This window comes from Aquiflexum sp., from assembly GCF_041751335.1.
Taxonomy (GTDB): domain Bacteria; phylum Bacteroidota; class Bacteroidia; order Cytophagales; family Cyclobacteriaceae; genus Aquiflexum.
Genome location: NZ_JBGSXS010000250.1, coordinates 1 through 10,309, shown reverse-complemented (window position 1 = coordinate 10,309; position 10,309 = coordinate 1). Strand labels below are relative to the sequence as shown.

Here is a 10,309-nt window from a genome sequence, read left to right as displayed (position 1 = left end):
TTATTCACGATCTGATTGAAGCCAACGGAAACAAAGTCTGCAAATTGCATCTCAACCATCGATTTATATCCTTTGATCGAAAGCCCCAATGCCGCCCCGATAATAGCGCTTTCGCAGAGCGGGGTATTTCTCACCCTTTCTCCACCAAATTCATTTTTGAAGCCATCGGTAATTTTAAATGCCCCACCATAGGTGCCAATATCCTGTCCCATCAGGATTAGGTTAGGATATTTTTCCATGGATTGCCTCAACCCGTCTGAAATGGCATCGATGAATCTTTTTTCCGTGACCTTGTCTGATGAAGGTAAAATGACTTTTTGTTCGAAAGGAGAGAATAAATCGGCCAACTCTTCAGCAGTATCAGGTTGAACGCTTTCTTCAGCAAATGCCTTTTCCAAACCTTTATTGATGGCGTCTTTGATTTTCTTGTTGAGTTTTTCTTTTGTTTCGGTATCCAAAATTCCAGAATCCTCCAAGAATCTTTCATAATTATCCACAGGATCTTTTAAAGCCCAAGTGGACATCAAATCTTTTGGGACATATTTGGTTCCTGAAGCTTCTTCATGGCCCCGCATTCTGAAGGTGATAGCTTCCAGCAAAACAGGTCTTGGATTCTTTCGGATATCTTCCGCTAAACGTTTGATGGTATCATATACTTCCAATACATTATTGCCATCCACCATGACGGTTTCCATGCCGTATCCTGGACCTTTTTCAGTAAAATATTTAAAAGCAAACTGCTCTTCACTTGGCGTAGAAAGGCCGTAGCCATTATGTTCCACTACAAAAATCACGGGAAGTTTCCACACTGCGGCTACATTGAGACCTTCATGGAAATCACCTTCCGAACTTGCGCCATCTCCAGTGAAGACCAATGTTACTTTGTTTTCTTTGGATAATTGATGGGCCAGACCAATGCCATCTGCAATGGCCATTTGAGGACCCAAGTGGGAAATCATGCCTACAATATGGTGCTCGTTGGTTCCAAAATGGAATGACCTGTCCCGGCCTTTGGTATAGCCTGATTTTTTACCCTGAAATTGGGCGAAGAGTTTTTCCAGTGGTAGATTTCTGCCCGTAAAAATACCCAGGTTTCTATGCATGGGAAGAATATACTCGTCCTCAGCCAAAGCATTTACCGCTCCGATGGAAATGGCTTCCTGCCCCCAACCACTGAACCATTTTGAGATTTTACCCTGCCTGAGAAGGATCAGCATTTTTTCTTCAATTCTTCTTGGCATCAAAAGAGATTCATAAAGTTTGATCAAAGTCTGATCGTCATAATCTTTCCTGTCAAAAATCATTTCGGGAGTTTGGGTAGATGGGTTGGTCATAGAAGGCTAAATTTGGATACCAAATTAGGGCAAAGAAATTATTCTCCCAAAAGATAGTCAAGAACTAATGTAATTGAAAATTTGGTAATCCATATCGTGGTATCCTAAAAGGCAGGTCTTTCTGGATTGTTGGCATTATTCACCCATTGACCCTAACTCTAGGTTTTACCTAGGACTCCGCTATTACCAAGTTCTTGAAATCTTCAAATCCCATTTAAAACAGCAAAGGCGTCGATTCACATCGACGCCTAAAAATATGCAAGGTTTGTGAAAAAATGTTCGTTTGCTGTACGTGCTCAAAAGTAGAAAGAAAGCCCTGCCCAAAAGCAAACAAATCATTAAGGATACTTTAAGTTAAAACCAAAAAAATCTACTAAAATTAATATTTAAGTAATATTGGAGTTCGGAATTAAATGTTTTCAAATTGACGATTGAATTGTCTTTTATTTTTTGACCGAAAAATGTTTTAACTTAAAGGATTAATAAACAATATCTTATTCATTAATAACTTGTAGCATGACCCTGATAAAACCAATCCTATTCTTATTCCTCTTTAACTTCACATTTTCCTCTGTGTTTTTTCCACAGGAAAGGAAAACAACGGTCGAAATCAAAGCGGATAAGTTTTTCATCAATGGCAAACTGACTTATGAGGGAAGAACTTGGAAAGGTAAACCGATAGAAGGTCTATTGATGAATTCGAGGATGGTACAGGGGATTTTTGATGATCTCAATCCTGAGACGGTTTCCAATTGGGAATATCCTGATACCGGAAAATGGGATCCGGAGAGAAACACGGATGAGTTTATTGCCAACATGGAAGAATGGAAAAGACATGGTTTGCTTTCTTTTACTATCAATTTGCAAGGAGGAAGTCCTTTTGGGTATTCTCAAAGTCAGCCTTGGAACAATTCAGCTTTTACAGAAAAAGGTGAATTGAGGGGTGATTTTATGAAAAGGCTGAATAAAATCCTTGACAAAGCAGATGAATTGGGCATGGTACCTATCGTTGGATACTTTTATTTTGGACAGGACCAAAGGTTAGAAGATGAAAAGGCAGTGATTGCTGCTGTCCAAAACGCCACGGAGTGGTTACATGAAAATGGCTACAAAAATGTCCTGATCGAAATCAACAATGAATGTGATGTAGATGCCTATGACCATGAGATTCTGAAACCTGAAAGGATTCATGAGTTGATAGAATTGGCAAAAAATGTAGAAAGAAATGGTTATAAATTCTATGTGAGTACAAGTTATAAAGGCGGTGCTATCCCCAAGCCAAATGTGGTTAAGGTTTCTGATTTTATTTTGCTTCATGGAAATGGTGTCAGTAATCCGGATAGGATCGTAGTAATGGTAAATAAGACCAAAGAGGTAGAAGGATATAACCCAATGCCCATTCTCTTTAATGAAGACGATCATTTTGACTTTGACAAAGAATTGAACAATTTCATCGCAGCCGTTTCCGCTAATGCTTCATGGGGTTTGTTTGATTATCGGATGAAAGATGAAAGTTTCGAGCAAGGCTACCAAAGTGTCCCGGTAGATTGGGGAACCAATTCGGATCGGAAAAAGGGATTTTTTAGGTTGCTGAAGGAGATTACGGGAAGCTAGGTGAAGCGAGATGCGAGAAAAAAGAATCAAGAAGCAAGAGTCAAGAACTAAGAAAAAACCAAGATTCAAAGCCTGCCCCGTATCAATGAGCAAAGTGTCAAGTAGGAATTTAAAGAGTCAGCTTGGAATAGTATTATCAGCATAAAAACAATCACTAAACTTTGCCTTGTCATGTCGACGTCAGGAGACATCTGATCGATTTGGTAAAAAAAATTAAGTGGGGAAAGAAAGATTAGTCAATCTTATTTAATTGACTCTTTATAGTATTTACATATATAAATTCTTCAATTTGCTAAAAGTTTTATGTAACACCTTTTCTATCCAATCAATTGCCTCCTGCTTTAGCTGGAGGCCCTATTGGTTCCTCAACTCCTTTGGCTTTAGCCAAAATTCGAATTCCATTAAATTTGAAAAAATCTTTTAGTTTCTGATTTAAACAATGAATCTGAAACCAGAACATCTCAATAATTAAACTACCCAGAAATCAAAACTAAAGATAAAATCCATTTCCAACTGCTCAAATAAGCACTTTTCATGACAAAAATATATTGAGAGCGGACTAAATCTTCCAATTTTCCAATTTTCGAATTTTTCAACCTTCCAATCCGCCACGGCGGACAAGTTCTTCCAATCTATTTCCCTACCTTTGCACCGAAATACAGGAATACAGTGAAAGCGAGAACATTAAAAAAAGACAAAGTCAATATCATCACCATGGGTTGCTCCAAGAATCTGGTAGACTCCGAGGTGCTTTTGACACAGTTGAAAGGGAACGGAATTAATGCCTCCCATGAATCCAACAATCAGGACAATAATATCATCATCATCAATACCTGCGGCTTTATTGACAATGCCAAGCAGGAATCCATTGATACCATATTACAATATGTAGAGGCCAAGGAACAGGGATTGGTAGACAAGGTCTATGTCACAGGATGCCTTTCACAGCGATACAAAGATGATCTGGAAAAGGAAATCCCCCAAGTAGATGCCTATTTTGGCACAAGGGATTTGCCTGCTTTGCTCAAAAAATTTAAGGCAGATTACAAACATGAATTGGTGGGCGAAAGGCTTTTGACCCACAATGCCCACTACGCCTACATGAAAATCTCCGAAGGCTGTGACAGGCCCTGTTCATTCTGTGCCATTCCGCTGATGCGTGGCGGGCATATTTCCCGTCCAATTGAAGAGTTGGTAAAGGAAGCACAACATAAAGCTGCCAATGGCACAAAAGAACTTTTGCTCATCGCTCAGGATTCCACCTACTACGGACTTGATCTTTATAAGAAAAGAAACTTGGCCGATCTGCTGAGAAACCTTTCTGATGTGGAAGGAATTGAATGGATAAGGCTGCATTATGCCTACCCGACAGGATTTCCGATGGATGTGATTGAGGTGATGAAAGAAAGATCGAACATCTGCAATTACCTGGATATCCCCTTACAGCATGGTTCTACTTCGGTATTGAAAACCATGAGAAGAGGAACTACACGGGAAAAACAAGAGGAATTGATCCATTCCATTAGAGATCTGATTCCTGAAATTGCCATCAGGACCACATTGATCGCAGGCCATCCCGGTGAGGGAGAATCTGAATTTCAGGAGATGGTGGATTTTGTGGAAAGGATGAAATTTGAGCGATTGGGTGTGTTTACTTATTCACATGAGGAAAATACCCATGCCCATTCTATGGAAGACATTATCCCTGCCGAAGTAAAACAAGAAAGGGCTAATCATCTGATGGAGATTCAAGAACAAATCTCCTATGACCTTAATCAACATAAAGTGGGAAAGGAATTCAAGGTTTTGATTGATAAAAAGGAAAATGGATTTTTTGTTGGAAGAACAGAGTTTGATTCCGTGGAGGTGGATAATGAGGTTTTGATTGATGCTTCAAAGTTCTATTGCAGGGTAGGGGATTTTGTCAATGTTAAAATCAATGAAGCTACCGAATTTGATCTTTATGGCAGTGTGGTTTAAAAATAATGGGTGCATCCGGAAGGTTGGCAATAGTTTGATTTATTTCCCAATTCCGGGATTAATGTATTAAAGAGCGCATCTTTCCACTTCCGACTTCGGGTTTCCATCCAAGATATTGAGTTAAAAGCAAAACAAAGGATAACACAATTAATTAACATCCGAATTTTGGCTTTGACCCAGCATTGCCATAAATTTCCAAGAAAAAAGAAATGAAAAAATCCGTTTTAATCATTTTTATAATCCTTATCAATTTGTCTACCGTCAGCGCCCAATTTTCTTATGACCTCCAAGGCCATCGCGGTGCAAGGGGATTGATGCCGGAAAATACCATTCCTGCTATGATAAAAGCTTTGGATCTTGGGGTAACTACTTTGGAACTGGATCTTGCGGTGACCCAAGACGGTCAGATCATAGTTTCCCATGAACCTTACATGAATCCGATAATTTGTCTGAACGCCGACGGAGATGAAATCCCATATGGGGACAAATCGCATAATATTTACCAAATGACATTTGAGGACGTGCTACAGTATGATTGTGGCACTAAATTTCACGCTGGATCTTATCAACAGGTCAAATTTCATGTAACCAAGCCAAGATTGGTAGACATGATTGATGTCGTGGAAAAGTATGTGTCGGATATGGGGTTGCCAAGCCCAATTATAATATTGAGATCAAAAGCAGTCCTGATGGTGACGGAATTTATCATCCTGCACCAAAGGAATTTTCTGACATTGTATATCATTTGATCAATGAAAAACTTGATTGGAGCCGTGTCAACATACAATCTTTTGACTTCAGGGTTTTGCAGTACATGCATCAGGCTTATCCTAAAGTGACCTTGGCCATGTTGGTGGAGACGGCTGCCAAGCCTGAAGAACAGCTTGCAGAGTTGGGATTTGATCCCCAGATATATTCGCCTTTTTTCCCTGCACTTATGAAAGAGACTGTTGATAATTTTCATCAAAAAGGAATAAAAGTCATCCCGTGGACAGTCAATACCACCGAGCAAATGGTGAAATTACTGGATATGGGTGTAGATGGAATCATTACGGATTATCCAAATTTGGCACCGAAAAGGTAGATTTTTCACTTCATAAATTTTGTCTTTGTTTCTAATCTCTGCTCTTGGGAAATTGTAGGAAGTGCTTTGTACTTTGTTCAATAAATTAAACTCGCTATTTTTAGCCCTTTGTAACCAAATCACCAACTATGAGATTACTGGAAGTTAACAGTAGTGTTGAGCAAAAAGAATTTTTGGAGATGGCCGTGAGGCTTTATAAAAATGAAAAAAATTGGATAAGACCACTTGATAAGGATATTGAAGCACTTTTTCATCCTGAGACCAATAAATTGTTTAGACAAGGTGCCAAATCTAATAGATGGTTACTCAAAGATGATACTGGAAATACCATAGGTAGGATAGCAGCATTCATTAACCCTAAATGGAAAGAAAAGCAGCCCACCGGAGGTTTGGGTTTTTTTGAATGCATCAATGATCAAAAGGCAGCCTTTCTTCTTTTTGAAAGAGGTAAAAATTGGTTGGAGGAACAGGGCATGGAAGCCATGGATGGGCCTGTGAATTTTGGTGAAAGGGATAAATGGTGGGGATTGTTGGTTGATGGATACACAGAACCCAATTATAATATGCCATGGAATTTTGACTATTATCAAATTTTTTTTGAGACCTATGGATTTGAGATTTATTTCAAACAATATACCTACATGAGGAAGGTCAAAGACCCTGTCTTCGATCCAAAAATGGAGGAAAGGTCAAAGGCAATCCGAAAGGATCCGGATTATTCATTTAGGTATATGAAGGGGACGGAATTGAAAGTGAAGGCGCCTGAATACTTCATGACTGTTTACAATAAAGCATGGGCCAAACATATGGGTAAGTCCCTAACCTTAAAAGAAACAAAATTAATGTTTGCCAAAATGCAGCCGATTATTGATCCGAGGCTGATTTATTTTGGTTTTCACAAAGGAGAACCCATTTCCTTTTTCATCAATATCCCAGAAATCAATCAGATTTTCAAATATGTAAATGGTAAAATGGATCTCTTGGGAAAGTTGAAATTTCTATGGCACAAAACTTTCAATCCCCCTAATAAAATGCTGGGATTGGTTTTTGGTGTGATTCCTGAATTTCAGGCCAAAGGTGTTGAAAGTGCCATGATTATGGAATACCGGGATAACATCGCCTTCACAGATGCATTCCAATATGAGACATTGGAAATGAACTGGATAGGTGATTTTAATCCAAAAATGATGCGGGTCTGTGAACAACTCAATGCAGTAATCTATAAAACCCATCACACCTATCGCTATTTGTTCGACAGAACCAAACCCTTTGAAAGACACCGAATTTTCGATTAACCAACTTTAAAAAATATATAATACAGGCAGAAAACGATTGACTTGAGTGTCCAATCTACAATCTACAATCTAAGATCTAAAATGAAAAAGTACGACGTTACAGGAATAGGAAATGCATTGGTTGATATTGAGTTTAAAGTAACTGACCAATTTTTTTGGGATAATAAAGTTGAAAAGGGGCTGATGACATTGGTCGATGAAGAGAGACAAAATGCTTTGATGTCTGTGATCGATACAGCCGAAGCCAAAAAACAATGTGGAGGATCGGCAGCAAACACGGTAATTGCAGTCAGTCAATTTGGTGGGAATTCCTACTACTGTTGCAAAGTAGCGAACGATGAATTGGGAAAATTCTTTGTTCAGGATATGAAGGATTCGGGTGTGGACAATAACCTCAATCCGGAAAAACTTGAAGAAGGAATCACAGGTAAATGTCTAGTCATGGTGACGGATGATTCCGAAAGGACCATGAATACCTTTTTGGGCATTACGCAGAATTTTTCTGTTAAAGATGTTAATGAGGCAGCTATTAAAGATTCCAAATACTTGTTCATAGAAGGATATTTGGTGACTTCTCCGAATGGAAAGGAAGCCATGATGCATGCTAAAAAGACCGCAGAGTCAGCCGGGACAAAAGTTGCGCTGACATTTTCGGATCCTGCCATGGTGAAGTATTTCAAGGCAAATTTTGAAGATGTAATAGGACCAAGTGTGGATTTGCTTTTTGCCAATGAAGAAGAAGCAATGCTTTTCACGGGAAAAGATAACATCCTTGAAGCCAGGGAAGAACTGAAAAAAGCAGCCAAGCATTTTATCATTACCCAAGGAAAAAATGGGGCCATGATATTTGATGGGGATACCTTCATCGATATAGAACCTTATAAGACGACTGCCATTGACAGCAACGGGGCAGGGGATATGTTTGCTGGAGCATTCATGTATGGGATCACCAATGGTCATAGTTATGCTTCAAGCGGAAAGTTAGCCTCTATGGCAAGTTCTAAGATAGTGAGTCAATTTGGCCCAAGACTGAAATGGCATGAGGCAAAAGAAGTATTGGCGAGACTGAATCCTTAATTTTGGTTATCTCTTATTATTTTATGAAAAAGCTCCAAGCACAGCTTCTTGGGACTTTTGTCCTATGAAATTTTATGACAAATAAATAGTGGTATGAGCCAATGAATTTAAGCTTTTCGCTTCATTAATTCTGTGAATACCGTATGTCTAATTTCATTAAATTTGTTAATTCTCGAATTTTTAGCTAGATTATATGGCCAAACAACAATAACCCAATATGATCATCTCAGGTAAAAAACTCATCATCAAAGCTTTACTTTTATTCCTTGCGATTAACTTAGTAGATTTTGTGCTAGAGATTTTTGTTTTTAAAATGTCCATGGAGCAATGGTTTATGAAACTTGGGGGCCCAACGTTATATGTCCGGGCGATAATTGCCTTGGCAGTAGGATTGTACTATCAGCGTAAAGAGGACAGCAAAAAAGTTGAACAAGAGGAGAGTTCATACTGATATCAGAGATTTTTTTTAAAAAAAATTATTGGAAATCAATCTATTTACCTTCTAACTAAGTAACTGTTTTAAATTAATTCAGAGATTTACCTTAAATAATAAATTTTTAAATGACAAATGCGTGACTATCTTTATTTTATAGAAATATGGTTTTTAGAAAGAGATTTTTAAAATGAAAAATTAGTTACATTATTTGTTTGGCAATCCATATAATTATATTTTTCCACCGTTTTTTAAAATAAACAACATTCATCACTTTAAATTCGCTAATTAACAATTATACTGAACAATTTGATCAGTCAAGAGTAAAATAGCATAGATAAAACGAAAACCAATATTTATGAAAAAATCAATCTTATCGCTTTTGATGGGAGTTTTTATAATTCTCTCCTCCACAGCCCAGAATAAAATTGAATTCCGGGAGTTCACCATGGACAATGGTCTGCATGTGATCATGCATCAGGACAACAGTACGCCGATTGTGGCCAATACGGTTTTTTATCATGTCGGATCCAAAAATGAAAATCCTTCAAAAACAGGATATGCACATTTCTTTGAGCATTTGATGGTTGAAGGTTCGGAAAATATTCCAAGAGGGGAATTTGCAAAAATAGTACAAGCATCCGGTGGAGAATTGAATGCGGGTACAGGACCTGATTTCACTTTTTATTATGAAATCTTACCGTCCAACCGATTGGAATTGGCCTTGTATATGGAATCTGAAAGAATGCTTCATGCGAAAATAGATCAAATTGGGGTTGATACGCAACGGGAGGTGATTAAGCAGGAAATGAAAGAGGTAATGGAAGACCAACCCTACATGTCATTCAGGAAGGAAATGCCTATCAGGTTATATCCCAATCATCCTTATAAATCCCCAATCATAGGATCTGCTGAACATTTAGACCAGGCCACTTTAGAGGATTTCAAGGGATTTTATGATACTTTTTATGTTCCAAATAATGCCACTTTGGTTATAGCTGGAGATATTGATTACTCTAAAACAGAAGACTTGGTGAGGACATATTTCGCGGAAATCCCCATGGGAGAACATGAAATCTCTCGCCCAAATATTGAAATTCAAAAACTTACTACAGAGGTCAAAGATATAGTTTATGACAATATCCAGCTTCCAGCGATATTTCAAGGTTATCAGCTTCCCAAGATCGGTCATCCAGACACCTATGCTTTGAATTTGTTGAGTACTTACCTGCTTTCTGGAAAGAGTTCATTAATGTACAGGAAATTGGTGGATGGAAGTCAGAAAGCTGTTCAGGCAGCAGCCTTTCCGAATGATATGGAAGATGGTGGCATGTTTATCATTTTGGCCATTGCCAATATGGGAGTTGATATAGAGGATTTGAATGACGCCATTGACCAGGTCTTATCAGATGTTCATGCAAACGGTATTGATGCCAAGGAATTTGAGAAATTATTGAATATTAAAGAGACTCAATTAGTGAACAGTAGGGGT

At 38.3% G+C, this 10,309-nt stretch carries 9 protein-coding genes; 8 read left to right on the top strand and 1 reads right to left on the bottom strand.

Annotated features, from left to right (window positions below; all coding sequences use genetic code 11):
* On the bottom strand, window positions 1–1,334 hold a 1,334-nt coding region (locus ACEW8U_RS14115), incomplete at its 3' end, for a thiamine pyrophosphate-dependent enzyme (protein ID WP_373522695.1).
* Window positions 1,335–1,850: 516 nt separating this feature from the next.
* Between ACEW8U_RS14115 and ACEW8U_RS14110 the strand changes: the two genes are divergently transcribed.
* The 8 genes from ACEW8U_RS14110 to ACEW8U_RS14075 form a co-directional block, all read left to right on the top strand.
* Window positions 1,851–2,948 carry a hypothetical protein gene (locus ACEW8U_RS14110; RefSeq protein WP_373522694.1) on the top strand — a complete coding sequence of 366 codons (1,098 nt, stop codon included), beginning with the start codon at window positions 1,851–1,853 and terminating at the stop codon, window positions 2,946–2,948.
* A 669-nt stretch (window positions 2,949–3,617) separates the two neighbouring features.
* Window positions 3,618–4,928 (top strand): 30S ribosomal protein S12 methylthiotransferase RimO, encoded by a 1,311-nt coding sequence (rimO, locus tag ACEW8U_RS14105; protein ID WP_373522693.1) that lies wholly within the window; start codon window positions 3,618–3,620, stop codon window positions 4,926–4,928.
* A 209-nt stretch (window positions 4,929–5,137) separates the two neighbouring features.
* Window positions 5,138–5,677 (top strand): glycerophosphodiester phosphodiesterase family protein, encoded by a 540-nt coding sequence (locus ACEW8U_RS14100; RefSeq protein WP_373522692.1) that lies wholly within the window; start codon window positions 5,138–5,140, stop codon window positions 5,675–5,677.
* Window positions 5,674–6,012 (top strand): glycerophosphodiester phosphodiesterase family protein, encoded by a 339-nt coding sequence (locus ACEW8U_RS14095; RefSeq protein ID WP_373522691.1) that lies wholly within the window; start codon window positions 5,674–5,676, stop codon window positions 6,010–6,012. The genes ACEW8U_RS14100 and ACEW8U_RS14095 overlap by 4 nt, the downstream gene beginning before the upstream one ends.
* Window positions 6,013–6,140: 128 nt before the next feature.
* Entirely contained in the window at window positions 6,141–7,307 is a 1,167-nt protein-coding gene (locus ACEW8U_RS14090; RefSeq protein ID WP_373522690.1) for a hypothetical protein, read from the top strand.
* An 81-nt stretch (window positions 7,308–7,388) separates the two neighbouring features.
* The gene (locus ACEW8U_RS14085) at window positions 7,389–8,384 is read left to right on the top strand and encodes an adenosine kinase (RefSeq protein WP_373522689.1); all 996 of its coding nucleotides are present in this window, start codon (window positions 7,389–7,391) and stop codon (window positions 8,382–8,384) included.
* 217 nt (window positions 8,385–8,601) lie between these two features.
* Window positions 8,602–8,835, top strand: a complete 234-nt coding sequence (locus ACEW8U_RS14080) for a hypothetical protein (protein WP_373522688.1) — start codon at window positions 8,602–8,604, stop codon at window positions 8,833–8,835.
* Window positions 8,836–9,175: 340 nt separating this feature from the next.
* Window positions 9,176–10,309, top strand: a 1,134-nt coding sequence (locus tag ACEW8U_RS14075) for a M16 family metallopeptidase (RefSeq protein WP_373522687.1), incomplete at its 3' end; no start/stop codon positions are given.

Excerpts from the sequence above, each read along its gene's own strand:
- ACEW8U_RS14085 (WP_373522689.1), top strand. The coding sequence starts at position 7,389 with ATGAAAAAGTACGACGTTACAGGAATAGGAAATGCATTGGTTGATATT.
- ACEW8U_RS14090 (WP_373522690.1), top strand. The coding sequence starts at position 6,141 with ATGAGATTACTGGAAGTTAACAGTAGTGTTGAGCAAAAAGAATTTTTG.
- ACEW8U_RS14110 (WP_373522694.1), top strand. The coding sequence starts at position 1,851 with ATGACCCTGATAAAACCAATCCTATTCTTATTCCTCTTTAACTTCACA.
- ACEW8U_RS14100 (WP_373522692.1), top strand. The coding sequence starts at position 5,138 with ATGAAAAAATCCGTTTTAATCATTTTTATAATCCTTATCAATTTGTCT.
- ACEW8U_RS14080 (WP_373522688.1), top strand. The coding sequence starts at position 8,602 with ATGATCATCTCAGGTAAAAAACTCATCATCAAAGCTTTACTTTTATTC.